The organism is Streptomyces sp. NBC_01314 (genome assembly GCF_041435215.1).
In the GTDB taxonomy this organism is placed as follows: Bacteria; Actinomycetota; Actinomycetes; order Streptomycetales; family Streptomycetaceae; genus Streptomyces.
The window spans coordinates 1,319,429-1,345,019 of the sequence record NZ_CP108394.1; the positions used below are offsets into that span (position 1 = coordinate 1,319,429).

The following is a 25,591-nucleotide window of genomic DNA, read 5'->3' on the forward strand; positions in this document are numbered from 1 at the left end:
AGCCCCCACCGAACCCGCAGACACATCACCACGGAACGGAACAAAAAAATATGTTGATCGGGATCTCCGAGATCCAGGACGCGGCCGCGAGGATCGCCGGTCATGTCGTGCGGACGCCGACCGCCCCTAGCCCGGGGCTGACCGCTTTCCTCGGTGTCCCCGTGACCACGAAGCTGGAGCTGCTGCAGCGGACCGGCTCGTTCAAGGCCCGGGGCGCGACGGCGAAGCTGCTGGCGCTGACGGATGCCGAGCGGGCGGCCGGTGTCGTCGCGGTCAGCGGCGGCAATCACGGGATCGCACTGGCGCACATGGCGGCCGCGCTGCACATCAAGGCGACGGTGGTGATGTCGAGGACCGCCCCGAAGCGCGCCGCCGACCTCGTCGAGGCGGCCGGTGCGTCGCTGCGGCTCACCGACGGGATGGCGGAGGCGTTCGCGCTGACCGAGCAGTTGCGTTCGGAGGGCCTCACCCTCGTCCACCCGTTCGACGACCCGTTGGTGATCGCCGGTCAGGGCACCGTCGGCCTGGAGTTCGCCGAGGACGCCGAGGAGACGGGGGAGTCCGGCGCGCTCACCGACGTGCTCGTCAGCATCGGTGGTGGCGGACTCGTCGCCGGTGTCGCGACGGCCTTCGAGGCCCTGCGTCCCGGCGTCCGCGTCTGGGGCGTGGAGACCGTCGGCGCCACGGCCATGACGGGGGCGCTGGCGGCGGGCGGCCCCGTGACGGTCCCCCTGTCCTCCATCGTCACCACACTCAGCGCACCCTCCGCCTCCCAGCTCACCTACGACCATGTGGCCGCCCTCGTCGAGGACGTCCTCGTGGTCTCCGACGCCGAGGCGGTACAGGGCGTCCTCGACTTCGCCGAGCACGCCAAGGTGTGGACGGAGCCCGCCGCCGGATGCCTGCTGCCCGCGGCCCGGCAGGTGCTGGAGCGGGTCGGCGACGGCGCCCGGCTCGGCCTCGTGGTCTGCGGCGGCAACGCGACCACGGCCGATGTCACGGACTGGGCGCGGCAGTTCGGGCTGCGGTGACCCCGGCTGCCCGCCCCGGCATAATGCTCGAATGACCACCCCCACCTCTCCCTCGGACCCTTCCGCGGCCGAGCGCACCGCCGTCGTCATCGTCGGTGCGGGACCCGCCGGGCTGACCGTCGGCAACATCCTGCGGGCCGCCTCCGTGGTCTGTGTGGTGCTGGAGACCGAGAGCCGGGAGTTCATCGAGCGGCGGCCCCGGGCCGGGTTCCTGGAGGAGTGGGCGGTGCGTGCGCTGGAGCGGCGCGGGCTGGCCGGCCGGCTCGTGGAACGGGCGCCGGTGCACACCGAGTTCGAGTTCCGCTTCGCCGGTGAGCGCCGGCGGTTCCCGTACACGGAGATCACCGGGCACCACCACTACGTGTATCCGCAGCCGCTCCTGGTGACGGACCTGGTCAGGGAGTACGCGGACGTCCGGGGCGGCGACATCCGCTTCGGTGTGCGCGAGGTGGAACTGCACGACATCGACGGCGAGCGGCCGTCCGTGTCCTATGTGGATCCGGCGACCGGCGAACGACGTCTCCTCCACTGCGAGTTCGTCGCCGGCTGCGACGGCGCGCGCGGTGTCACGCGGACCGCGCTGCCCGCCGAGCAGGTCACGGTCGCCCGGCACGACCACGGGGTCGGGTGGCTGGCACTGCTCGCCGAGGCGCCACCGTCGTCCGACTGCGTGATCCTCGGTGTGCATCCTCGCGGCTTCGCCGGGCACATGGCGCGCAGCCCCGAGGTCACCCGCTACTACCTGGAGGTCCCGGCCGGTGACGACCCGGTGAACTGGCCGGACGAGCGGGTCTGGTCCGAGCTGCACGCCCGGCTGGCCGTGCCCGGCACCCGGCCGCTCACCGAGGGCCCGCTGGTGGAGAAGCGGGTGCTCGACATGCACAACTACGTCACCGAGCCGATGGCGTACGGCCGGCTGTACCTCGCGGGCGACGCGGCCCACCTCGTCGCGCCGGTCGCCGCGAAGGGCATGAACCTCGCGCTGCACGACTCCCTGCTCCTCGCGGACGCCCTGATCGCCCACCTGGGCAAGGGGGACGACAGCGGGCTGCGCGGCTACTCGGAGGCCTGTCTGCGCCGGGTCTGGCACTACCAGGAGTTCTCGCAGTGGCTGGCGGAGCTGCTGCACGGGCCGTCGTCCGGCGACGCGTTCCGGGCAGGTGCCGCCACCGCCCGGCTCCGTCGCGTCCTCGGCTCCCCCGCCGCCGCGTCCACCTTCGCGGAGCTGTTCATCGGCAAGGACACCGACCACTAGGCACGGAGAAGACCGCCGCAGGTCCCTCGGCCTGCGGCTGCCGGCCGAGGGACCCCGGGCCCGAGCCCGACCTCCCTCAGTGGTCGTCGTGGCAGCAGCTGTCCTGTCGCATCAGCCGGCCGACCTCCAGCCAGTCCTCCTCGGTCCCGGCGGCCTTCGCGCGCCGGGTGGTGGGCCGGTACGCGGCCACCAACTCCTCGGTGGTGTAAGGGATTCCGCCCCGCAGGACCGACACCGTTCGGACGAGGTCGGCGAAGTCGGTGAAGGGGTCGCCGTCGACGACGGTCAGGTCCGCGAGCTTGCCCGTCTCGACCGTGCCGAGGTCGTCGTCGAGACCGAAGAGCCGGGCCGGGAGGACGGTGGCGGTGCGCAGGGTCTCGGCCGGGGTGAGTCCGCCGTCGTGCAGGGCACGCAGGGCGAGGTGGAGGAAGAGACCGACAGGGCCGAGCGGCTGGTCGGTGCCGAGGGCGACGACACCGCCGGCCGCGAGAATCCGCCGGTAGATGTCGGTCTCGGTGCGCAGCGCGGCGAGTTGCGCGGGCGTCGGCGGAATCCCCGCACCCTGCTGTACCAGGGCGGCGTCCCACGGCGGCATCACGACCGTGACCCGGGGGTCGTCGGCCAGGGACGGATCCGCGCCCATGAGGGGCGCCGCCGTGAAGGGGGTGGCGATCAGTGAGAAGTCCACGCCCTGCTTGGTATAGATCTCCACCACGTCCTCGTACGCCCGCCCGCTCGCGGTGATGGCATGGCCGAACTCCGCGCGCTGGGTGGCCTGCAGATGGGTCGTCAGATCCTGGCCGAGCTGGACGCCCGGCGAGAGGAGGTGGCCTCCCGTGCGGACGCCGAGACGTTCGTGGGCGAAGCGGGCGGCCTCGCTCATCACCCAACCGGGCGCCCGTACATACGTCTTGACGAAGTCCCAGTCGAGCGCCGCGCCCCGCTCCAGTGTGCGGCGGAGTCCCGCCTTCGTCCGGTGGGCGCGCCCCATGCTGTACGCGACCCGTGCGCCGTCGAGGAGTTCGCCGGTGGTCAGCAGGCGGGGCCCGGCGAGCCGCCCGGCGTTCACCTCCTCGCGGATGCGGACCTGTTCGTAGGCGAAGCCGCCGAGGGAGACGGCGGTGGTGATGCCGTAGGTGAGCTGTCCGGTGGCCTGGCGGCTGCCGTAGGTGCTCTGCCAGGGGTGGGTGTGGGTGTCCCACAGGCCGGGGAGCACGGTGTGCGCGGAGGCGTCGACGCGGCGGAGAGCGGCCCGGCGGTTGCCCTTGTGGGGTTCGACGGCGGTGATGCGGCCGCCGCGTACGACGATGTCGACGTCGTCGCGGACCGTGTCGCCGGTGCCGTCCCACAGGCGCCCGGCGTGGACGACGGTGTCGGCGGGCGTGGGCCGGGTGCGGTCGAGCGGCACGCGGACGGTCCGGGCGTGGTCGCCGGAACCGCCGGAAACATCGACGAGACGGAGGCGGGTGCCCGACTGGTACAGCAGGGTTCTGGAGTCGCCGGACCAGGTGGGGTGGTCGGCGGGCTCGGTCGTGAGGGTGCGGAGTTTCCCGCGCGGGGTGCCGTCGGGGGTCACGGGCAGCACGCAGAGCGCGGACTCGACGATCACGGCCAGCCGGCGGCCGTCGGGCGACCAGACGGGCCCGGAGTCGTACCGGTCGGCGATCGAGGTGTGGGGCGCGACCGCGTGCAGCCGGTCGGCGCCGGTCGTGGCGTCGACGATCCGGATCAGGTTGTAACCCTCGCGGAAACGGGCGCCGAGACGGTTGCGATCGCACAGCGCGAGGTACCGGCCGTCGGGCGACCAGCTCGGCCTGCCGGGGATCCCACCCCCGCCGAGCGGCGTCGCGAGGACGCGCTCCTCGCCGCTCGCCAGGTCCCGTACGACGAGCCGTCCGGCCATGTCGAGGCATGCGAGCCGCCGCCCGTCGGGCGAGAGGGCGGGCATGACCCGGCCGCCGGTGGCGAGGGCGGTCTCCTCGCCGGTGGCCAGATCGTGCCGGTACACGCCGAGCAGGCCGTCGCGGTCGTCGGCGTAGACGAGGGACCTTCCGTCGTGCGCCCAGGCGGGCGCGAGGAGCCAGCGGGTGGGCGGCGATTTCCGTAGCATCCTCGGCGGGCGCCCGCCCGAAGTACCGGCCAGCCAGAGCGAGTTGAGGGCGGCGAACGCGATGCTCCGGCCGTCGGGTGAGAGCGCGGGCAGGTGGATGCCGCGCGCGGGCCGGACGCGTGCCTCCCCGAGGTCGTACTCCTTGAGGCGGTAGCGCGGCCGGTCCACGGGGAGGACCCCCTCGAAGGGGATCTCTTCCGGCCGCGCGGGGTCTTCGGGGCGTACGAGGGTGAACCGGCCGTCCAGCGTGAGCAGCAGCTCTCCCTCCGCCGTCCAGCGGGGCGGTACGGGTGCGATGTCGCCGTCGACCGGGACGGGCTCCCCGGCCACGACGAGGGTGCAGGAGCCGTTCGGGGAGGTGGTGGTGCGCAGGTACGCGAGACGGCCGTCCGGGGCGAGGACCGGGGTCATGACCTGGGCGGCGGCGGTCTCCGTGTGCTCGACGGTCACCGGGCCGGTGCCGTCGGCGGCCACGGCGGCGATGGTGCGGGACTCGACGGTCGGGGTGGTGCCCGTGGTGACGACCCTCGCGCGCACGAACAGCAGCCGGGTTCCGTCCGGTGACCAGGTGGGGTCGAAGTCCTCCCACTTGGCGTCCTGGAGGGGGCCGTCCTGGCCGGACAGGCCGGTGACGCGGGTGACGGCGCCGGTGCCGAGGTCCAGGACGTGGACGCGGTAGGGGCTGCCCGCCACGGGGTCGCCGCCGCGTTCGGAGCCGAAGGCGATCCTGGTGCCGTCGGGCGACCAGGCCGGGGCACGGTCGTCCCACGGGCCGTCGGTGCGCTGCTTCAGCTCCGTGCCGTCGGGGCGCATGGTCCAGATGTGGAAGCCGCCGCCCCGGTAGGCGCAGAACGCGATGAGGTGGCCGTCCGGGGAGTGCGTGGGCCGGTTGGGTTCGAGGCCGGCCGGGGTGAGGGGGACCGCCTTGCCGCCGCCGCGCGGCAGGGACCACAGGCCGCTCTGGATCTCGGCGATCAGGGTGTCGCCGGTGGATGCGAGGGTCGCCGAGCCGTTGGTGGCCCGGGTGAAGGTGAGTGAGAGGCCGGTGCCGGGGGTGCCGGGCCGGGCGACGGCGGGTGTGGCGGCGCCGAGGACCGCGGCGGCCCCTGTGGCCCCGGTGGCGGCGAGGAGTTGACGGCGGGTCAGGGGCGGGGTGCGGTGACTCTGGTCACGGTCCATGACATCGCACGCTCGCGCACCACACGGCCCACGGGCAACACCGCCATTCACGCCATCGGGGATGTCACCCACCGGTGTGACGGCGGCCGGTAGCACTCGTCGGCGTCCGGTGGCTCAGTGCGAGGCGTGACGGCATTCGGTGTCGGTGCAGGGCCTGACGGCATCCGCCATCGGTGCACGGCGTGAGGCGTCCGGTGCCGGTGCGTGGCCTGACGGCGTCCGCCGTCAGTGCAAGGCCTGACGGCATCCGCCGTAGGTCCCCGGCAGGCCCTTCGCCCGGTGTCAGTCGTCGGCGTGACGGCGGCGGATCCACGCCGGCAGCACGAACCAGCACAGCAGGTACCAGAGGAGCACGGAGCCCACCAGCCAGGGGACGAACTCGTCGTGCGTGGCCACGCGCAGGATCAGCAGCAGTGCCGCCGTCATGGTGGCGAGGAGCAGGATCAGGCCGACGACGGTCAGCCGTGCGGCCCACTGCACGGCGGCGGGCTTGATGCGGCGCCCGGCGACGATCCGGTGGAAGGAAACGGGGCCGATGAGGGCACCGGTGGCAGCGGCACCGAGGACGACGGTCACGATGTAGATGGTCTTCTCGGTCTGCGCCAGATCCTCGTAGCGCGGGGTGAAGACGACGGTGAGCAGGAAGCCGAAGAGGATCTGCACACCGGTCTGGGCGACCCGCACCTCCTGGATGAGTTCGCTCCAGCGGCGGTCGGCGCGCTCGTCCTCGGTCTCGTCCCGACCTCGGCCCTGGTCACCCTGCACCTCGGTCACGCGTCCTCCCGGCTGGGTCGATGTTCCCTTGATGCTCGTGACCGGCTCGATCCGCACCGGATCCACGGAAACCCCTTGCTCGACCGACTGTTCCCGTAAGCGAATCGGTGCCCGGCTCCCGTCACCGGATCCCGCGTTCCGGCCGGAGGCCGCACACCTCGTCCTCCGACCGGGGCTGCCGCTCACCCGCCTCACACCGGCCTCACACCTTGCGCCAGCGGGCCATGGCGAAGGAGAACAGTCCGAACAGCACGAGTCCGGCCGCGACGCAGGCGAGGAGCGCTGGACCGGCGGGGGCCTCGGCGAAGGAGCGGAGGGTGTCGTCGAGGCCCTTGGCCTGGTCCGGTTCGTACGCGATCGCAGCCCGGAAGGCGAAGACACCCACCGTGGCGAACACAAGGCCGCGCGCGGCCCCGCCGCCCACGCCGGTCACGTCGACGAGTCGACGGGTCCGCGGGGACATCTCACCGAGCCGCAGGTGCTTGTGGTACGAGCGCATCACGGCCCGTACGCCGATCCATACGCCGGCGCAGATCACGCCGACGCCCGCCGCGCCCACGAGCCACTGGCCGCCGGGGAGGTCGAGGGCCCGTGCCGTCACGTCCCGGGACTGCTCGTCGCCGGAACCGCCGCCGCTGCCCTCGCCGGCCGCGAAGGTCAGCACCGAGTAGGCGACGAAGGCGTAGAAGACGAAGCGCGCGGCGGACGCGAGCCTCTTGGTCCACTTGCGGCCGTCCGGGCCCGCCGCGCCGAACACGGCCTCCGACAGCCGCCACAGCGCCATGCCGACCAGGCCGATGCCCAGGGCCCACAGCATCACGGAGCCCAGCGGCTTCTCGGCGATCTCCGCCAGCGCGCCCTGGCGGTCCGCCTGCTCCGAGCTTCCGCCGAAGGTGATCTGCAGGGCCAGCGCCCCGACCAGCAGATAGATGACGCCACGCGCGGTCAGCCCGGCTCGCGCCGCGCCCTCCGTCACCGAACCCCGCGCGGCACGCCCGCGCCCCACCCCCAGAGTCGCCATCAGCCGCGCCCCTCCCGCCCCTCGACCCGCAGCTGGAGCTGAACTTCCTGGTCACCGGCGTCCACGCCCACCTGACGGACGCTGTACGCCTCCTCCAGGGCCTCCCGCAGCAGCCGTACGGCGGGCGGGCTGCCCTGTACCTCGACGGTGACGGGTGCGGACGGTGGCTCGGGGTGTCCCGCGCCGGAGAGGACGGCGGCGGCCGTGTCGTACATGCCGGTCCACATCGTGGGCCGGTCGGTGCCGGTCTCGTGCGGCGGGTCGTCGGAGCGCCGGTCCGTCTCGAAATGGGCGCGCAGACAGGCGAAGACGCGTTCGGCGTCCTGGGCCGAGCAGTCGCAGAGCACGACCTCGACCTGGGACACGGGCAGACTGGGCAGGGTCACGAGCCTTCTCCCTCGTGTGAGCGACAGGGTGCGGGTACCCCGGGTACCCCCATGGTGTGCCCGAAACGGGGTTCTCGCAGGTCGCACGAGAGGGCGCTCCGCCGACGGCGCGGACGCCCGGCCCCCGCCCGCCGCCGAGGGCGTGACCCGATCCGCCCGGGGGCGCACGGGCCGTGGGCTATGTTCTGTACTCGTGGGAGACGAAGGAGGCGCGCGGGTGCCATCGCCGCAGCAGGCACGTGCGCAGGCATCAGCGATCACGTCCGGGCGGGCCACCCCGGAGACCGAGCAGTCGCCCACGTCCCGGCTCAGGGAACTGTTCGACGGCCCCCGGCTCTCCCCGGGGCAGCGGCGGATCGCCCAGTACCTGATCGAGCACATCACCGAGGCCGCGTTCCTGTCGATCACGGATCTCGCGGAGCGGGTCGGCGTGAGCCAGCCCTCGGTGACCCGGTTCGCCGCGGCCGTCGGCTTCAGCGGCTACCCCGCGCTGCGCGAGCGGCTCCAGGCCATCGCGCTCGCCACCCTCGGCAGCGCCCCGGGCATCTCCGCCGCGGACCGCAGCAACGAACTGCAGGCCGCCGTGGACGCCGAGATCGAGAACCTGGAGAACCTGCGGCGCGACTTCGCCGACCCCGACCAGGTGATCGAGGTAGGCCGCGCCCTGTCCCACTCGGCACCGCTGACCGTCCTCGGCCTGCGGATCTCCGGGGCGCTCGCCGAGTACTTCGCGTACGCCGCCCGCCGTATCCACCCCGACGTCCGGCTGGTGACGAAGGGCGGCACGGTCGCCTACGACGCCCTGTTGCAGTCCCGGGAGGCGGGCGGCACCTGGGTGCTGACGTTCTCCATGCCCCGGCATGCGCAGGAGACCCTGACCGCGCTGCGCGTCGCCCACGGCGCCGGGCTGAAGGTGGCCCTGGTCACCGATCTGGCACTCGGGCCGCTCGCGGACGAGGCCGACGCGGTCTTCGCCACCGGCACCGGCTCACGCCTGGTCTTCGACTCCTACGCCGCCCCCGTGATGATGTCCTCCGCCCTGCTCCAGGCCATGACCGACGCCGACCCCGAGCGCACCCAGGCCCGACTGGAGGCGTACGAGCAGGTCTCCGAGCAGCATCAGTTCTTCCTCAGGGACTGATCCCGTTCTCCCCACATGGCACGACAGCAGCTGATTCTTCGTGCCTTTCCCGGCATGAATTTTTCCATGTTCTTGCAAACTCATCGGTATATATAAATACTGCTCGCGGATCGTGACCCGGGGAACCCCGGGCCACGTCGTCCACCCGGGTCCGTCCGCTCCTACCCGCCACGGCGCCCCGGGTGAGGCGGCCCCGGCCATCCCCTATGCCGGGGCCGCCCAGACTCCACCACCCGCTGCACCCAATGGCGTCGATGCAAGACCGGAGCGTTGAACATGGCCCTCACCTCCTCGCCCATCCGCACGGACTGGCCGTGTCAGGTCAAGACACCGGGCAGTTACGACTGGGAGAGGTCCGCGGCCAAGTGGCTGCGCGAGCTGGTGCCGGCCCGATACGGCAGCTACCCGGCGATGATGCGCCATCCCGTGCTGCTCGCCCGCCACGCCCAGATCCAGGTCCAGCACGAGATCCGGGTCGCCCGCACCGCCCTGCAGACGGCCCGCTCGGAGCTGCCCAGCCTCGGCATGTCCGAGTCGGTCATCGAGCACACCATCAAGATGTACGCCGCCGAGGTCATGCAGCTGAACCACATGGCCCGCTCCATCCGGGCCGTCAGCCAGGCCCTCGTGGACCACCACCTCGCCCGCGCCTCGCACTGACCCGGCCACGCCCCCGCGCGCCGCGGTACACGGCGCCTCCGCAGGGAAGACGATGGGCAGGGCACAGGCCGGGCACACCGCCCGGCCCCACTGAGGGGCGGACCGATGGATTCCTGGACATGGGTGATCGTCGCGATCGCGCTGGTCGCGGCCGCTCTGCTCGGAGCGGCCGTGTGGCTGCTCCTACGGCTGGTACGCACCCGACGCGAACTGAGCCGGGCCGGACTCCCCACCGGCCCCAAGTGGGTCTTCTGGGGCGCCGTCATCTATCTCGTCCTCCCGACCGACCTCGTACCGGACCCGGTCTACCTGGACGACATCGGCGTCCTCCTGCTGGCCCTGAAGACGATGCGTTCCGGACGCCAGGACGCCCCGGCCACCGAGCGGCAGGAGGGCACGGGAACCGCTCTGCGGGGGTGAGACGTTGTCGGGCTGACGGTCACTGCGACGGACGGCACCGATGAGCGAGCTGATACCCGGGGGCAATCTCCCCCTGCCGGGCGGCACCCTGACGATCAGGGTGCCGGGCCCCTTCGACGTGTCCGCCCTCATCACCGACGACACGGGCAAGGTCCGCGGCGACGCCGACTTCGTCTTCTACAACCAGCCGACAGCGCCGGGCGCCCGTCTTACCGGCGAGACCCTGACGGTGGACCCGTCCGCCCTGCGCCCCGGCGCGACCCGCCTCACCGTCGCCATCAGCCCGGCCGTCCCGGACACGCCGTTGGGCCACCTGCCCGCGCCGACGTTGCTCGTCACAGGTCCCGACGGCCGTACGATCGCCCGTTTCACCCCACCGAGGCCCGCGCGCGAGACCGTACTGCTCCTGGCGGAGCTGTACCGCAAGGGACCCGGCTGGAAGCTACGAGCACTGGGGCAGGGCTACGCGGACGGCCTGGCGGGGGTCGCGAGGGACTTCGGTGTGCATGTGCTGGAGGACGTGCCCACGCATGCGCCCGCATCGGGATCCCGGTCGGCGTCAGCGCCCCGAAAGGAGCGCGGGGCCGTGCCACACGCGGCTCCGCCGCGTGGGCGCGACCAGCCTTCGCCGGTCCGCACAGTACACACCACCCCGTCGACAGCCACCCCCGACGGCTTTCTCGGCCTGGTCAACTCCACCCGCGCCACCGCGGGTTCCCCACCCGTCTCCCTCAACACCCAGCTGTCCGCCGCGGCCCGGGCCCACGCCACCGCGATGGCCGCACAGGGCCGGCTCGCCTCGGAAGGCAGCGACGGCGTCTCCGTCTACCAACGCGTCACCGCCACCGGCTACACCTACCTGACCATCGGCGAACACCTGGTCTCCGGCCCCCGCACCCCCGCCGAGTTCGTGGACTACTGCCTCTCCACCGAACAGGCCAGGCGAACTCTCAACGAACCGGCGTACAGCGAGACGGGCCTGGCACACATCACCGATCCCCGCTCGGGAACCGAGTTCTGGACGGCGCTCTGGGCCCACCCCTTCTCTCCCGCCGGACTCCGGCAGACCGCCGCCGAAGTCATCACCCTCACCAACGCCGAACGAGCCGCCGCCGGCCTGCCGCCGCTCTCCCCCGACCCCCTCCTCACGAACGCCGCCCAGGCGCACAGCGCCGACATGGTGGCGCGGGCCTTCTACGCGCACACCTCCCCCGACGGCAGCGAACCGTGGCACCGCGCGGCGGCGGCCGGCTCCACCCGGCGGTCCATCGGGGAGAACATCGCGTGCGGCCAGCGTTCCGCCGACGAGGTCGTGCGCGGCTGGATGAACAGCCCCGGACACCGGGCGAACATCCTCAAACCCGGCTTCACCCATATAGGTATCGGCTTCGCGGGCGGCGGCGCGGCCGGCACGTACTGGACCCAGCTCTTCGGCGGCTGAAACCGACCCACCGCAACTGTCCCTCTTTCGAGTCTCTCAACTCGCCCTCGCACCGGGCTACTTGATTCTCCGTGATCACTCGACTCCAATGCACCTGTCGATGACGGAATGCAACGGGAGACGAATCAGATGGTTTCGAGAACGGTGGGCACGGGCGTAGCGACGCTCGGCGCGGTCGTGTTGTCCCTCCTGACGGTCCCCGCCCATGCGGCCCCGCAGGCGGGGCCCGACACGACCGGGCTGCGAAAACTGCTGCGCACGGCGCTGTCACAAGGGGCGCCGGGCGCGTTCGCGAGGATCGACGACAACGGCACGGTGCATCATCTGGCGGAAGGTGTCGCCGACCGGTCCACCAAGCGGGCCATCGGCACCGGGGACCGTATCCGCGTCGGCAGCGTCACCAAGACGTTCACGGCGGTGGTCCTGCTGCAGCTGGTCGACGAGGGCAAGATCAAGCTCGACACCTCGGTCGACACATATCTGCCGGGGCTGCTGCCCGACAAGAAGATCACCGTGCGTCATGTGCTCAGCCACCGCAGCGGGCTGTACGACTACGCCAACACCCTCTTCTCCCCGAGCGTGTCGGGCTTCGAGAAGGTACGGAACAAGGTCTACACCTACCGTCAGCTGATGGACCTGTCGCTCGCCAAGCCGCTCACCAACAAGCCGGGCGCGGTCTACTCGTACTCGAACGCCAACTTCGTGGTCGCGGGCATGCTCATCGAGAAGATCACCAAGAAGCCGGTGGCGACCGAGTACCAGAACCGCGTCATCAAGCCGCTGAAGCTCGACGACACGTTCTACGTCCACCCGAAGAACACGATCCCCGGCACGTACTCCCGCGGCTACATGACCGCCGACTCCACCGGACGGAAGATCGACTCGACGCTGCAGACGACGTCGTGGGCGCAGAGCGCGGGGGCCCTGGTGTCCAGCGCCAAGGACCTGAACAAGTTCATGTCCGCGCTGGTGCGGGGGAAGCTCACCTCGGCCGCCCAGCTGAAGCAGATGCTGAAGTGGACGCCGGTGAACAGCACCCAGGCGTACGGGCTGGGGCTGCGCCGGCGTGATCTGTCGTGCGGGGTCTCGGTGTACGGGCACACGGGGACGGTGCAGGGCTACTACACCTGGGCGTTCACCTCGAAGACCGGCAAGCGCAGTGTGACGTCGTTCGCCAACACGTCCAACAACGGCACGGTGTACACGACCGTGAACCGCACGCTGGAGTCCACGTTCTGCGGCTGACGGCCGATCCACACCCCCCACCCCGCGCCCCGCACCCGCGTCTCAGCCCGGCCGCCTCCGGTGGCGGCCCGGGCGCCGGTGCGGGGGCTGTTCCGGCGCCGGGCCGGGTGGTTTCGGTGCGGGGATGTCCAGACGCAGGGGTTTGTCGCCGTCGAGGGCGCCCTGCTCGCCGTGGTGGCGGATCGTCAGAGAGTCGCCGGAGAGCAGTTCGTAGGTGGCGTGGCGGGGTTCGATCTCCACGCGAAGGCAGGTGTCGAGCAGCCCGACGTTGAAGGCGAGCCTGCTCAGGCGCTCGGGGAGGCGGGGTGCGAAGCCGACGGTCGTGCCGTGGTGGCGCATCCCGCCGAAGCCGGCGACCAGCGCCGTCCAGGTGCCGGCGAGGGAGGCGATGTGGAGGCCGTCGCGGGTGTTGTCCTCCAGGTCCGCCAGATCCATCATCGCCGACTCGGTCAGATGGTCGTAGGCCAGTCGGAGGTGTCCCGCCCGGGCGGCGACGACGGCCTGACAGCAGGCGGAGAGGGAGGAGTCGCGGACGGTGAGGGGCTCGTAGTAGGCGAAGTTGCGGGCCACCTGGTCGTCGTCGAACCGGTCGCCGCACTTGTACATCGCGAGGACCAGGTCCGCCTGCTTGACGACCTGTTTGCGGTAGAGGTCGAAGTAGGGGAAGTGCAGCATCAGCGGGTACTGGTCGGGCCCGGTGTTCTCGAAGTCCCAGCGCTGGTGGCGGGTGAACCCGGCGTGCTGTTCGTGGACGCCCAGTTCGCGGTCGTAGGGGACGTACATGGCCTGGGCGGCGTCGCGCCAGGCGGCGCTCTCCTCGTCGTCGACTCCGAGGCGCGCGGCGCGGTCGGGGTGGCGTTCGACGGCGTCGGCGGCCAGGAGGTTCCCGCGGGCCATGAGGTTGGTGTACGTGTTGTCGTCGACGACGGCGCTGTACTCGTCGGGGCCGGTCACCCCGTCGATGCGGAAGGCGCCGTGGTGGTCGTGGTCGCCGAGGGAACGCCAGAGCCTGGCGGTCTCCACCAGGAGTTCGACGCCGGTGTCGCGTTCGAAGTCGGTGTCGCCGGTGACGAGGGTGTGGCGGACCACGGCGTCGGCGACGGCGGCGTTGACGTGGAAGGCGGCCGTGCCCGCGGGCCAGTACGCGGAGCGCTCCGAGCCGTCGATGGTCCGCCAGGGGAACGCGGCGCCCTTCAGGCCGAGTTGGGCCGCGCGGTCGCGGGCGGCGGGCAGGGTTTTCTGGCGCCGGCGGAGCGCTTCGGTGACCGCGCCGGGCGCGGATGTGTTCGGGCAGGCCCAGTCCGGTCGGTTCGGTCGTCTCTGTCATGGGGTCGGGGTTCCCCGCGCGGCGGAAGTCAGTGGGCCGGGCCGGTGGAAGACCGGTCATCGTCGGCTGATGCGGGCGCCGCCGTGAGCGCGGCCGAGGGTGTGGAGGTGTTCGAGGGCGTCGAGGACGACGGTCCGGTCGTACCAGGACAGCCACTCGCCGGCTTCGGCACCCACGACGGTCAACGCCTTGAGCTGGGGGCGTGTCAGACCCCGCAGCGGGCGTTCGAGATGGGCCGACACCATACCGACGCACCGTCCGGAGGACGTGGTCAGCGGCACGCTGTGGCAGGCGCGACTGCCCGCGTGCAGGATCGCCGCGCGGGCGTCGTCGGTGAACACCGGGTCCGTCGCCACGTCCTGGACGGTGACCTGGGCGACGTCCCGCGCGGCCTTGGCGCAGGACGTGCCCTCCTCGCCGACGTACGCGAAGAAGTCGACGAAGTCCTCCGTGTGTCCCGTGTGCCGCTCGATGCGCAGTCCGCCCTTGGCCCGGTCGACGATCTGCACGTTGCCCATGTCGGTGCCGACGACGGAGAGGGTCTGACTGAGGGCGGCAGTCAGGACCTCGCTCCGGTTGCCGCGTCCGACACGGCGGTCGCGTGCCTCCGCGAAGCTGAGTGCCGGCTCCGCCTGACGGGCCCGGCCGGGAAACCACAGGGCGCTCCGGCCGTCCGGGCGCGGCACGCTCACCGCAGCCTCGGCCAGGGTGCGCAGCTTGACGTTGTACTGCTGCGAGGACCGCTGCAGCAGCGCGAACGCGGTCTCGCCGTCCGGCAGCGCATAACGCTCCCGCAGCATGCCCTGGGCCTCGGCGATGAGGGGCCTGCCTTCCGTCCGGGTGCGCAGCTGCCGTACCTCGGCGCGCAGCCGCGCCAGTTCCTCCCGTACCACCTCGTCCTCGCCGTCAGTCTCCGACCAGGGTCTCGCGCTCATCCGGCACCTTCCGCTCTGCTCGCTCCGGCAGCAGTGCCCGTCTGCCCGGTACCGGCCCGAGTACGCCCGATCGGGTCTACCGTCGTCCGCATGCCCCTGACCTTCGACGATCTGCTGCACCGGGCGGCCTCCCTGGTCCGCCCCGGCCACCGGGCCCTGCTCGGTGTCGCCGGCAGCCCCGGCGCGGGGAAGAGCACCCTGGCCGAGCGGCTCACCCGGGGCCTCAACGGCGACGGCGAACCCTGGGTCGCCCATGTCCCCATGGACGGCTTCCACCTCGCCGACGCGGAACTCGACCGCCTCGGCCGCCGGAACCGCAAGGGCGCGCCGGACACGTTCGACGCGGCGGGCTACGCGGCGCTGCTGGCGAGGCTGCGCGGTGACGAGGACGACGTCGTCTACGCGCCGGGATTCGAACGCACTCTGGAGCAGCCCGTCGCGGGGTCGATCCCGGTGCCGCCCACCGCCCGCCTTGTCGTCACCGAGGGGAACTACCTTCTCCTGGACCACGGGCCCTGGACCCGCGTCCGCTCCCATCTCGACGAGGTCTGGTTCTGCGACCTCGACGAGACCGAGCGGGTACGCCGTCTCGTCGCCCGGCACGTGGAGTTCGGCAAGGGACACGACGAGGCGGTCGCCTGGGTCCTCGGCACGGACCAGCGCAATGCCGGCCTGGTGGCGGCGAGCAGGCGTCGCGCGGACCTGGTGGTGCCGGCGTCGGCGATGCCGACGGTGGAGGCGTAGACATGAAGCAGCCCGACGTCGTCAGGAACGTCGGGCTGCTGGTGTGAGGCCGGTGTTCAGGCGCGGAGCGTCAGGGTCGGCTCGCCCCGCTCGTCGCCCGCCGGGTCACCGATCACGGCCGTGAACGCCTCCGTGTGGACTCTCGGGGTGTTCGAGGTTGCCCTCGGGCGTGACGCGCGAGGGCCTGCTCGACGACGTCGGCGAGGACCGCGTCGTACGCCTCGGGGGTGTCGGGCAGGTCGTGCAGAGGGCCGCGCTGGTGCGTGAGGTGCACGGGAGGGGACGTGAGGTGCACCGGGATCAGCCCTTCATGCCTGGGGTGGCCATGGCGTGGTTCGGCGGAGTCACACGACGGGTGCAAGCCGGCGGGCGCGCAGTGCGACGGTCAGGGTGTGCGGGCCGAGTCCACCGATGTAGACACGGTTCCCGGTCGTCGCATCGGTGCCGCCCACCACGGAGTAGTCCTGACCCGGGTCGTACCGCAGTACCTCGCTCCGGTCCGGCCCGGCAAGCGGTTCGCCTGCCTCGATGCCGGCCTCGACCAGGATCTCGTCGTCACCGACCCGGTAGGTCATCGGCCCGTTCGTCAGGCACCAGCGTCCGTCGCCGATCGGTACGGCGCCCTCTGGCACGCCGCCCGGCCGGAAGGTCAGTTCGAGGGACCAGGGCACCCGGGGTCCGCTGATGTCGATCCGCAGGTCGGCACCGTCCTCCCGCAGGTCCACCTCGACGCGGGTCGTGTGGGAGACCTCGTCCCGAGGCCGGTCCGGGAAGGCCATCGAGGCCGAGAAACGTCCGTCGTCCACCAGCCGGTAGACACCGTCGTCCCGCCTCTCGTCCTTCGGGAGCGGCTGGTAGTAGGAGGCCGTGAGGGTTTCGGTGAGCCGGTACCGGTTGTCGGCGGGCTGTCGCATCTCGGCGGCGCGGAACGGGCCCAGGTCGAAGAACCCCCGCGAGAGACGGACCGCGTCGAGGACGGCGTCGCCGGCGAACAGGCGCAGGAAGGTGGGGTTGCAGGCGAGGCCCGAGCGGATACGCCGGTGCTCGGGCACGTCGGAGCCGCCGTACACCACCGTGTGCGCGGTGGCCGAGGCGCGTGCGGCGAGGCGTGCGCTGGTGAGGTACCGGTCGCGCGGAAGGGTCTCCGCGGTCGGGGCCGGCAGGGCGCGGCACAGGTCCGGGGTGAGGAGGGTCTCGGCGAGCAGGTCGGGGTCGTCGATACCGCCGACGGCCGCCAGCCGCGCCACCCGGGCGAAGTCGCCCCGGCCGGTGCGGATCGCGAGCAGCCGGTAGTGCGGGAGGTAGGGCGCCAGCGGGAACGGGTGGTTCTGGTCCTGCCGTCGCGAGTGGACGGTCTCCACCGTGCCGTCCGGCCTGACCAGGTCCAGGGTCGTGGCGAGATTGCGTTCGACGGCGTACAACAGGTCGGCGCGGCCGAGCACTTCGGCCAGCAGCAGCAGCGACGGGTTGGACACGTGGGCCGCGTAGTTGGCGCTCCGTTCCGAGTACAGGCCCTCCGCGTCGATGTCGACGCCCTCGGCGAGCCACTCCTCGACGCGGTCGAGCAGCCGGTCGTCCGAGAACGACCGGTGCAGCCGGGCCAGCGCCGCGCACAGCTCCCAGCGGTGGTTCGGGGTGTGCACCCCACCCGTCAGGAGACTGCCGAAGGCGGCGCCGGCGATCTCGGCGAGCGCGGCCGTGACGTCGCGCAGTTCCGGCCCCGCGCCGGCGGCGAGGACGTGCGCGTCGCACACGTCGTTGACGGTGAAGGCGGAGTCCGGCGGTGACTGCACGTTGTCGCCGCCGGCGAAGAGGCCGGTGGTGGTCTGCGTGGCCCGCAGGGCGCGGAGGTGGGTCGTCATGGCGGCGACGGCCTGGCCGCTGCCGTGCAGTGCGGAGTCCGGGGAACGGTATGCCGCGACCAGGGTCTTGACCCGCCGCGCCAGGCCGCGGTGCGGCACACCGGCGGGTTCCTCGTCGGGGCGGGCCGCGAGCGGGGCGGCCAGCCGGTCGGCGGCGCGGGCCGCCGACCGGACGAACTCGTGGTCGAGCGGGGTGGGCAAGGTCAGTCCTTCAGTCCGGCGTTGATGTCGGCGTTCATGACGTACTTCTGGAACACCAGGAAGACGACGATCAGCGGGACCATGGAGATGACCGATCCGCCGAGCAGCACCGACCAGTTGATGTTCTGCGCGCCGACGAGGCTCTGGATGCCGATCTGCACCGTGAACTTCTCGGGGTCGTTCAGCATCAGCAGCGGCCAGATGTAGTCGTTCCACCTCCACTGGAACGACAGGATGGCGAGCGTCAGCATGATGGGCCGGGAGAGCGGCACCATGATCCGCATGAAGATCGACAGCTCTTTCGCACCGTCGATGCGGGCGGCCTCGATGAGTTCGTCGGGGACTGTCAGGAAGAACTGGCGGAACATGAAGCAGCCGGTCGCCGTGAGCAGGGCCGGGAGGATGATGCCGGAGAGCGAGTTGTAGAAGCCGAGGTCGCGGACCACCAGGAACAGCGGGGCGAGCATGACCTCGGCCGGCAGCATCGTGGTGGCCAGGATGCAGAGGAAGAAGGCCTTGAGCCATTTGTTGTCGTACTTGGCCAGCGCGTACCCGGTGCAGCAGCTGACCCCCACCGTGAGGATCGTCGCGATCACGCACACGATGATCGTGTTGATGAAGTACCCGGAGAAGTTGGAGCTTGCCCACGCTTCCTTGTAACCCGACACGGTGGGGTCGTCCGGGAACAGCGTCAGCGGAAGGGAGAACAGGTCTCCCGCCGGCTTGAGGGAGCTGAGGACGAACCACAGCACCGGCAGCCCGTAGAGGCCCGCCAGGACCCACAGCAGAGTCGTCGGGGCGATCGCGCGCCGAAACCCTCCGGTTGCCGAGCCACGGGGCCTCTTCTTGGAGACGGCCCGTACGGAGTCGGCGTCGACCTTGCGCGGCATGTCTGTGGTTGTCATCGGTTCTCCACCCGCCGGTTGACCATCATCTGGATGATCGCGACGGCCATCAGGATGAGCATGAGCACGAACGACGCGGCGCTCGCGTAGCCGATCTGGCCCGTCTTGAACCCCGTCTGGTAGATGTACTGGACAAGCAGGTTGTTCGACGTTCCGGGTCCACCGTTGTTGAGGGAGGCGAACACCGCGTATTCCTTCATCGCGTGGATCGTGTTGAGCAGGATGACGATGAAGGACGTGGGGGCGATGCTCGGCAGGGTGATGCTGATGAACTGGCGCCACGGACCGGCGCCGTCGAGCGCCGCCGCCTCGTAGTACGACGTCGGTACGTTCTTGATCGCCGCGATGAACAGCAGCATGGAGAAGCCCGTCCAGGCCCAGGCTGCCGCCACCACGACCACGATCAGTGACAGGTCCGCGTTCGACTGCCATGGAACGGCGCTTCCGCCGACCTTCTCGATGAGGTAGTTGACCAGTCCGAAGTTCTCACCGAACAGCCATCGCCACAGGACACCCACGATGATGGGCGACAGCAGCCACGGGATGAAGAAGAAGATGCGGGCGACCGACGCGCCCTTGGCGTGCTTGCTCACCAGCACGTTGGCGATGAGCAGCGACAACACGAAGTTCAGCGGAACGAAGAGCACGGTGTACAGCAGCGTGCGGGTCGTCGCGGCGTAGAAGGTCGAGTCCCCGAGCAGCTTCTGGTAGTTGTCCAGTCCGACGAACTGGAACGCCCCTACGCCCGTGTAGTTCGTGAAGGAGTAGACGAGCCCGATCACCGCCGGCCAGACGAAGAACAGCGCGAAGAGCACGACATTGCCCGTGATGAGGACGAGCGGTGCGAGGGTGTACTTGCTTCGTCTCCTGGGCGGGCTCACGGACACGTCCGAAGCGTCCGAGGCGCGTTTTGTCATCTTCCTGACTCCGTGCTGGTGGAATGGGTCCTGGGGGCTCAGGCCATGAGCCCGGCATCACGTGGAGTGGGGTCCGCGGGCCCGGGCGGCGGTGTCTCGACCCCACCGCCCGGGCCTGCCTGCCTACACTCAGCCGCCGACCTGCTGGTTGTAGCCGTCCACGATGTTCTGCAGGGCCTTGTCGGCCGACTGCTCGCCGTTGATCGCCTTGCCGAGCTCCGCCTTGGTCGGGTCGTCGGCGAGGCTCTTGCCCTTCAGCACCCAGTTCGTCTGCGCGCCGCTGAAGTAGCCGGAGATCGGGTCGTAGAGCGGGATGGACTCGTTGTAGAGCTTGAACGCCGCCTGCGCCGCCTCGGACTTGAAGGGGTACTTCGGGTTCAGACCGGTCTCGACCGGCAGGAAGCCGGAGGCCTCGCACAGCGCCTGGTAGTGGTCGGGCTCGTACAGCCAGGACAGGAACTTCTCCGCGGCGGCGGCCGCGTCGGCGTTGTTGTTGAAGCCCACCGTCATGCCGCCGCTGTTGACGTCACTGGCCTGCACCGGCTGGGCGGGAGTCGGGATGCTCGCCCACTCGAACTTCGTGATGCTCTCCGCGTAGGCGGCGACCTGCCACACGCCGGACCAGTAGGCGACGACGTCACCGCTCTGGAACATGGCCGACGGGTCGGCGCCGCTGGTCCACACCGACTTCGGCATGGTCTTGTCGTCGTTCCATCCGACGAAGGTGTTCACGGCCTTCTTGGTCGCCGCGTCCACCGAGAACTTGCCGGAGTCGTCGGCGTGGACGTACTGCCCGCCCATCTCGTACACCATGGCGCGCAGCCGGGACGGCGACTGGTCGAACGTCAGGGAGTACTTGGCGTCGGTCTTCTCCCGGACCTTGTCCGCCGCCTTGATGAACTCGTCCCAGGTCCAGGTCTTGTCGGGCGAGGTCGGGTAGTCGACGCCGGCCTTCTCGAAGAGCGACTTGTTGATGAACATGCCGGACGCGGTGACGTCCGAGGGGATGGACAGCACCTTCCCGGACGAGTCCTTGGCGACGAAGTTGGCGTTGATCTTGTTCGTCTTGTTGTTGGCGATGTCGCTGAGGTCGATCAGCTTGTTCGACCAGATCGGGTCGAGCGCCGGCACGGCCGCCACGTCGGGCAGCGAGTTCGCCTGCGCGGAGTTGCGCAGCTTCGTCGCGTAGCCGTCGTAGGGGATGTTGACCAGCTTGACCTTGACGCCGGTTTCCTTCTCGTACTGCGCCACCATCTTCTTCCAGCCCGCGTCCTGCCCCGGAACCGTGGAGATCCAGAACGTCAGCGACTTGGAGGTCCCGCCCGAGTCGGATCCCCCTCCGCAGGCGGAGAGCAGCAGGGCACCTGCCGTGGCAACGGCAGCGAGGGGAGCCAGGCGGCGCATACCGCCGCGGCCGAGTCGGCTTGAGCGCCGCACACCCACAGTGGTCATCTTCGATCCCTTTTTTTCGGTAGGGGACAGAGCACGGCGCCGACCGAGGCGGCACGGGTGCATTTTGCAGGAAAGCTGCTTTCCGGGGGGCGCGGCCTCGCCCGGCCGCGTCGTCCACGCGGGGCGGGATCCCCGGCCTTCTGGCCGCCACCGCACGGGCACGCCCTCGTGCGGTTGCCGTACGTCGAGTACGGGCGGGAGGCTCACCCCAAGTCGGCGTCCCGGCCGACTTAGAAAGCGCTTGTCCGGACATTGGCAGATGCCGGTGGAGTCCGTCAATGCTTCACCGCCGCCCCTCCGGTCACGGTTTGGATTCCCCGGGCCACGGCCAGCCGACTGGCCCCCACGACAGTGCCGCTGTCGCCGAGCGCGCTGCTCACGACCTCGGTGGGCCAGCTCAGCCGGGCCAGTTCGGCCCGAACTCCGGGCAGGAGCCGCGGCTTGGAGCCGACGGCTCCGCCCAGCACGATCAGGCCGGGATCCAGGACCGCGGTCGCCGCGGCGGCGAGTCTGCCCACGTCGGCGGCGTGCCGGCCGACGACGGCGCAGGCCGTGGCGTGTCCCGCGTCGGCCAGCGCGAACAGCCCGTCGACGGTGTCCGGGCATGGGTCGTCCACGCCCTGCCAGGCGCCCGCCGCCCGGCGCAGCAGGGAACCCGCTCCTATGTGCGCCTCCAGGCCCTCGTGGCGTGGTTCCCGGTCGGCGTCCCACGGGTAGGGCAGCCGGGCCACCTCACCGGCGGCGCCGTTCGCGCCGCGCAGCACCTGGCCGCCGATGACGACACCGAGACCGATGCCGACGCCGATCCGCAGATAGCCGAAGGTGTCCCGGCCTCGGGCGGCGCCCTCGTGCAGCTCGGCCAGGGCGGCGCAGTTCACGTTGTTCTCGACGTGGACGGGCACTCCCGGCGGGAGCGCCACGGTCAGGGCGTCGAAGATGGGGCCGGCCTTGGCGGTGGCGGGCCGTACGGCCGCGCCCTCCCGGCCCTGGGTGGTGACGTCGCCGACGGCGACGACGATGGCGCGCAGCGGCGCGCCGGCCGAAAGCACCGCGAGGGCCTCCGCGACCACGTCGACGGTGTCCGCCCGCAGGCCGGTGCCCTCGGCGAGCAGCGTGCCGTCCAGGGCGCAGACCCGGACCCGGGTGACGCTGGGTCCGAGGTCGACGGCGAGTACGGCGCCGGCGGCGGGGCCGAGATCGTATACGGCCGCCGACCTGCCGGTTCCGCCGTTGAGGGTGCCGGAGCGGGCGGCGAGACCGGCGGCCTCCAGCTCCGCGACGGCGGTGGAGACGGTCGGCTTGGAAAGCCGTGCCCCGGTGGCCAGTTGGGGGCGGGTGGCGGTGCTCGACGCGGCCAGTACGGCGAAGACAGCGCGGGCGCTCTCGCTCAGTTGCATGCTCTCCCCAGTCGTGCCGCGATCATCCGGCCGCACGGTCGTGCGGTAACCGGGTCCTAACCCTTGACGCACTCTAATTCGTTAGTTAATTTCCTAACGAAGTCAAGCGGTACTCGCCTACCGCACCAGCAGAGGCCCGTCCCGGGGCTTCCCTAGCACCCCCCCACAGACCCTGTGTGTCCAGGCACGGTTTCGCCCAGCCGTCGCTGCGCCATCGCAACGCAACGACGAAAGAGGCCTTTCGTGCAGGACTCCGGGCCCGTCGCGGTCGGTATCGACGTGGGCGGCACCAAGACCCATCTCCGTGCTGTCACGGGGACGGACTCCGTCGCCGATCACGTCCGCACGAGCCGCGGCTGGCGGCCGCACGACCCGGCGGCCGCGACCGCATGGCTGGCCACGCTGGTCGAGGAGGCGCTGCCCGCGCACACCCTCCCGTCCGCCGTGGCCGTCGGTGCTCACGCCTGCGAGACACCCCGGCAGTGCGAGGGGATACGTCTCGCCCTCCAGGAACGGCTTCAGGTGCCGTGCCTGGTGGTGGGGGACGCCGAACTGCTCGCCCCCGCCGCCGGTTTCGACAGGGGCGTGGGCCTGGTCGCGGGCACCGGTTCCGTGGCCGTCGGCCGGTCCGCCGACGGCACCACGGTGCAGGTCGGCGGATGGGGGGCGGTCCTCGGCGACGAGGGCGGCGCCGCCGGTCTCGTCCGCGAGGCGGCCCGTGCCGTCTGGGCGGCACACGACCGGGGCGAGGCGCCCGACGCGCTCGCCGACCGGCTCGTCGCCGCCTTCGCGGTCAGCGAGGTCCCGGCTCTCGGCGGGGCGCTGGAGGCGGCCACGGACCTGTCCGCCGACTGGGGCCGGCACGCGCCCGTGGTGTTCGAGGCCGCCGAGGAGGGTTCCCTCCTCGCCCACCGGGTGATCGCCGACGGAGGCCGCGCGCTCGCCTCGCTCGTGGCGCGGCTCGCCGCCCGCGGGGTCGCGGTGGACGACGTGGTGGTGGCCGGCGGGACGATCCTCTCCAGGCCCGCCCTGTACTCCGCATTCGCCGAAGCGCTCTTGGACGCTGTACCGTCCGCGCGACCGCATGTGCTCCAAGTGCCCCCGGTCGAAGGGGCGTTGGCATTCTCACGTACTCTCCTCCGACCGGTCACCCGCTGATCACCGTCCGGTCGCCGGCCGGACACCAACCGGTCATTCGTCAACCTCACGCTCAGCCCGCACCCGATCACCACCTCGCGAAAGGAGCGGCGCTCCATGCCGTCATCTGCCGGGCACCACACGCTCAACCGCCGCGTCTTCCTCCGGAACTCCCTCGGCGTCACGGCCGGCCTGATCGCCGCTCCGACCGTCGCGAACCTGTGGCAGGCCCCCGAGGCCAAGGCCGCCACCGCGTTCGCCGCGTTCGTCGACGACTACACCACCAACATCACGGCGAACCTCACCCCCGAGACCAACGCCGTGGTCCGCGCGCTCGGCGGCTTCGCCGAGATCTGGAAGACAGGGAGCGCCTGGAACACCGGCACCCCCCTGCTGCCGGAGATCCTGCGCGACAACATGCGCTACTGCGCGCGCCTCACCGGCCGCCGTACGGAGGAACAGGCCCGCGAGGCGTTCGTCTACGACCGGCAGCACCAGAGCTACGCCATGATCGGCGCGCTCGGCCCGCTGGCCGGGCTGTACCGCTCGGGCGCCAAGGCGGTCACCTCGATCACCGCCGCCCCCGACGGCATCCCGGCCACCAAGATCAACGACGCCGTGCCCGCCGGCTCGCCCGCCGGTTCCGCGCTGGGCGCCGGCTCGTACGACTCGGACCTCGGCCAGGTGGCCAGACTCGTCGACACCGTGCGCGGCCCGTTCGCCTCGGGCAACCCCGCCAAGTTCACCTTCCAGTACCCGCGTCCGTGGCGGATGAACGAGGACAGCGAGGTCGTCGACACCGGGGAGAAGGACGAGCTCGGGTTCCCCGTCTACGACTCCGAGGTCGTCGTCGTGACGCAGCTGCTGCGGCAGCGCGGCGAGAACCCGGCCGAGGACGGCGGTTTCCCCAGCGGCCACACCAACGCCTTCCACCTGGCGGCGCTGGCGTTCGCGTACGCGGTCCCGGAGCGCTTCCAGGAGATCGTGACCCGCGCCTTCGAGCTGAGCCACACCCGGATCATGTCCGGCATGCACTCCACGGTCGACGTCCTCGGCGGCCGGGTCATGGCCACCGCGCTGGCCGCCGCCGCGCTCGCCGACCCGAAGAACGCCGCGCTCAAGGCCGCCGCGCGCAAGCAGGCCGCCGAGTACTTCCAGGCGAAGACCGGCACCACCGCCGACACGCTGTTCGACTACGCGCACTCGGACGCCGACGACCGGTACGCCGACCGCCGGGCCAACGCCCGTGTGGTCGAGCCGAAGCTGGCGTATGTGCTGCGCCGGCGCGGCGGTGGCGAGGATCTGACCGTGCCGAAGGGCGCCGAGGTCCTGCTGGAGACCCGCCTGCCGTACCTCGACGCGGCGCAGCGGCGCGAGGTGCTGCGCACGACCGCACTGCCGGCCGGGTACGTCCTGCTGGACGGCTGGGAGCAGTGGGGCCGACTCAACCTGTTCGCGGCGGCGGACGGCTACGGCGTCTTCGACTCGGACGTCACCGTCACGCTGGACGCCGCGCTCGGCGGCTTCGACGCGGCCGACACCTGGCGCAACGACATCGACGGCTCGGGCGGTCTCGTCAAGCGGGGCAGCGGTTCGCTGACGCTGGCCGGCGCCAACCGGTACAAGGGCGACACCGTCGTGGAGGCCGGCGTCCTCGCGGCGGGCTCGACGGAGGCCTTCGGCCGCGGTGACCTGCGGGTGAAGGGCGGCACGCTGGCCACCGGCGACCACAGCGTCCGCATACGCGGCGACTACGCGCAGGCCGGCGTCCTCGACGTGACGCTGGACCGGGGCACCGACCCGGCCCTCGCGGTGGACAGGCGCGCGGTCCTGGAGCGGGGCAGCAGGCTGGTGGTCCGCTTCGACGCCGAGCAGGCACCGCGTTCCGGCGACACGGTGGCCGTCATCGAGGCGCGGTCGCTGCAGGGCCGGTTCGCCGAGGTCTCCGTGGCCGTCGAGGGCTGGACGGCCGAGCAGGTCGTCACGGCGAACGGTGTGTCGGTCCGCCTGCGGAAGATGTAACTTCCCTTGCCAGTAAGGCTGTTGGGGGT

At 71.4% G+C, this 25,591-nt stretch carries 20 protein-coding genes and 1 pseudogene; 10 read left to right on the forward strand and 11 right to left on the reverse strand.

Features of this window, described 5'->3' with window-relative positions; translation table 11 throughout:
* The first annotated feature begins 53 nt into the window (after positions 1–53).
* Positions 54–1,031, forward strand: coding sequence for a pyridoxal-phosphate dependent enzyme (locus tag OG622_RS05910; RefSeq protein ID WP_371584014.1), 978 nt, complete (start codon positions 54–56; stop codon positions 1,029–1,031).
* 31 nt (positions 1,032–1,062) lie between these two features.
* Complete coding sequence (locus OG622_RS05915) at positions 1,063–2,286, forward strand: 4-hydroxybenzoate 3-monooxygenase (protein ID WP_371573936.1); 1,224 nt, start codon at positions 1,063–1,065, stop codon at positions 2,284–2,286.
* Between the two features lie 76 nt (positions 2,287–2,362).
* Here the strand turns inward: OG622_RS05915 and OG622_RS05920 are convergent, their stop codons facing one another.
* The 4 genes from OG622_RS05920 to OG622_RS05935 form a co-directional block, all read right to left on the reverse strand.
* Positions 2,363–5,575, reverse strand: coding sequence for an amidohydrolase family protein (locus OG622_RS05920; protein WP_371573937.1), 3,213 nt, complete (start codon positions 5,573–5,575; stop codon positions 2,363–2,365).
* Positions 5,576–5,857: 282 nt separating this feature from the next.
* Complete coding sequence (locus OG622_RS05925) at positions 5,858–6,349, reverse strand: DUF6328 family protein (protein WP_371573938.1); 492 nt, start codon at positions 6,347–6,349, stop codon at positions 5,858–5,860.
* A 202-nt stretch (positions 6,350–6,551) separates the two neighbouring features.
* A complete protein-coding gene (locus OG622_RS05930) occupies positions 6,552–7,370 on the reverse strand; it encodes a DUF1206 domain-containing protein (protein ID WP_371573939.1) in 819 nt (272 codons plus the stop codon).
* Entirely contained in the window at positions 7,370–7,756 is a 387-nt protein-coding gene (locus tag OG622_RS05935; RefSeq protein ID WP_371573940.1) for a hypothetical protein, read from the reverse strand. Before OG622_RS05935 ends, OG622_RS05930 begins: the two co-directional genes overlap by 1 nt.
* A 217-nt stretch (positions 7,757–7,973) precedes the next feature.
* On the opposite strand from OG622_RS05935, the gene OG622_RS05940 reads away from it, so the two are divergent.
* From OG622_RS05940 to OG622_RS05960, 5 genes are all read left to right on the forward strand, one after another.
* Positions 7,974–8,897, forward strand: a complete 924-nt coding sequence (locus OG622_RS05940; protein WP_371573941.1) for a MurR/RpiR family transcriptional regulator — start codon at positions 7,974–7,976, stop codon at positions 8,895–8,897.
* Between the two features lie 276 nt (positions 8,898–9,173).
* A complete protein-coding gene (locus OG622_RS05945; RefSeq protein WP_371573942.1) occupies positions 9,174–9,557 on the forward strand; it encodes a hypothetical protein in 384 nt (127 codons plus the stop codon).
* 105 nt (positions 9,558–9,662) lie between these two features.
* On the forward strand, positions 9,663–9,977 hold the full coding sequence (locus tag OG622_RS05950; protein WP_371573943.1) for a YkvA family protein: 315 nt from the start codon (positions 9,663–9,665) through the stop codon (positions 9,975–9,977).
* Between the two features lie 40 nt (positions 9,978–10,017).
* A complete protein-coding gene (locus OG622_RS05955) occupies positions 10,018–11,418 on the forward strand; it encodes a CAP domain-containing protein (protein WP_371573944.1) in 1,401 nt (466 codons plus the stop codon).
* Between the two features lie 129 nt (positions 11,419–11,547).
* Positions 11,548–12,663 carry a serine hydrolase domain-containing protein gene (locus OG622_RS05960; protein ID WP_371573945.1) on the forward strand — a complete coding sequence of 372 codons (1,116 nt, stop codon included), beginning with the start codon at positions 11,548–11,550 and terminating at the stop codon, positions 12,661–12,663.
* Positions 12,664–12,705: 42 nt separating this feature from the next.
* On the opposite strand, the pseudogene OG622_RS05965 reads toward OG622_RS05960, so the two are convergent.
* Positions 12,706–13,944, reverse strand: a pseudogene (locus tag OG622_RS05965) (glycosyl hydrolase family 65 protein); the annotation flags it as partial.
* Between the two features lie 102 nt (positions 13,945–14,046).
* The gene (locus OG622_RS05970) at positions 14,047–14,925 is read right to left on the reverse strand and encodes an ANTAR domain-containing protein (protein ID WP_371573946.1); all 879 of its coding nucleotides are present in this window, start codon (positions 14,923–14,925) and stop codon (positions 14,047–14,049) included.
* Positions 14,926–15,015: 90 nt separating this feature from the next.
* On the opposite strand from OG622_RS05970, the gene OG622_RS05975 reads away from it, so the two are divergent.
* The gene (locus tag OG622_RS05975; RefSeq protein WP_371573947.1) at positions 15,016–15,669 is read left to right on the forward strand and encodes a nucleoside/nucleotide kinase family protein; all 654 of its coding nucleotides are present in this window, start codon (positions 15,016–15,018) and stop codon (positions 15,667–15,669) included.
* 344 nt (positions 15,670–16,013) lie between these two features.
* Here OG622_RS05975 and OG622_RS05980 read toward each other — a convergent pair whose 3' ends face one another.
* From OG622_RS05980 to OG622_RS06000, 5 genes are all read right to left on the reverse strand, one after another.
* A complete protein-coding gene (locus OG622_RS05980; protein ID WP_371573948.1) occupies positions 16,014–17,732 on the reverse strand; it encodes a hypothetical protein in 1,719 nt (572 codons plus the stop codon).
* 2 nt (positions 17,733–17,734) lie between these two features.
* Positions 17,735–18,637 (reverse strand): carbohydrate ABC transporter permease, encoded by a 903-nt coding sequence (locus OG622_RS05985; RefSeq protein WP_371573949.1) that lies wholly within the window; start codon positions 18,635–18,637, stop codon positions 17,735–17,737.
* Entirely contained in the window at positions 18,634–19,554 is a 921-nt protein-coding gene (locus OG622_RS05990; protein ID WP_371573950.1) for a carbohydrate ABC transporter permease, read from the reverse strand. The genes OG622_RS05985 and OG622_RS05990 overlap by 4 nt, the downstream gene beginning before the upstream one ends.
* Before the next feature lie 129 nt (positions 19,555–19,683).
* The gene (locus tag OG622_RS05995) at positions 19,684–21,006 is read right to left on the reverse strand and encodes an ABC transporter substrate-binding protein (protein ID WP_371573951.1); all 1,323 of its coding nucleotides are present in this window, start codon (positions 21,004–21,006) and stop codon (positions 19,684–19,686) included.
* Positions 21,007–21,281: 275 nt separating this feature from the next.
* A complete protein-coding gene (locus tag OG622_RS06000; protein ID WP_371573952.1) occupies positions 21,282–22,403 on the reverse strand; it encodes an ROK family protein in 1,122 nt (373 codons plus the stop codon).
* Positions 22,404–22,646: 243 nt separating this feature from the next.
* Here OG622_RS06000 and OG622_RS06005 point away from each other — a divergent pair, with 243 nt between their 5' ends.
* Both OG622_RS06005 and OG622_RS06010 read left to right on the forward strand, forming a co-directional pair.
* A complete protein-coding gene (locus tag OG622_RS06005) occupies positions 22,647–23,561 on the forward strand; it encodes a BadF/BadG/BcrA/BcrD ATPase family protein (RefSeq protein ID WP_371573953.1) in 915 nt (304 codons plus the stop codon).
* 96 nt (positions 23,562–23,657) lie between these two features.
* The gene (locus OG622_RS06010) at positions 23,658–25,562 is read left to right on the forward strand and encodes a phosphatase PAP2 family protein (protein ID WP_371573954.1); all 1,905 of its coding nucleotides are present in this window, start codon (positions 23,658–23,660) and stop codon (positions 25,560–25,562) included.
* Positions 25,563–25,591 lie beyond the last annotated feature (29 nt).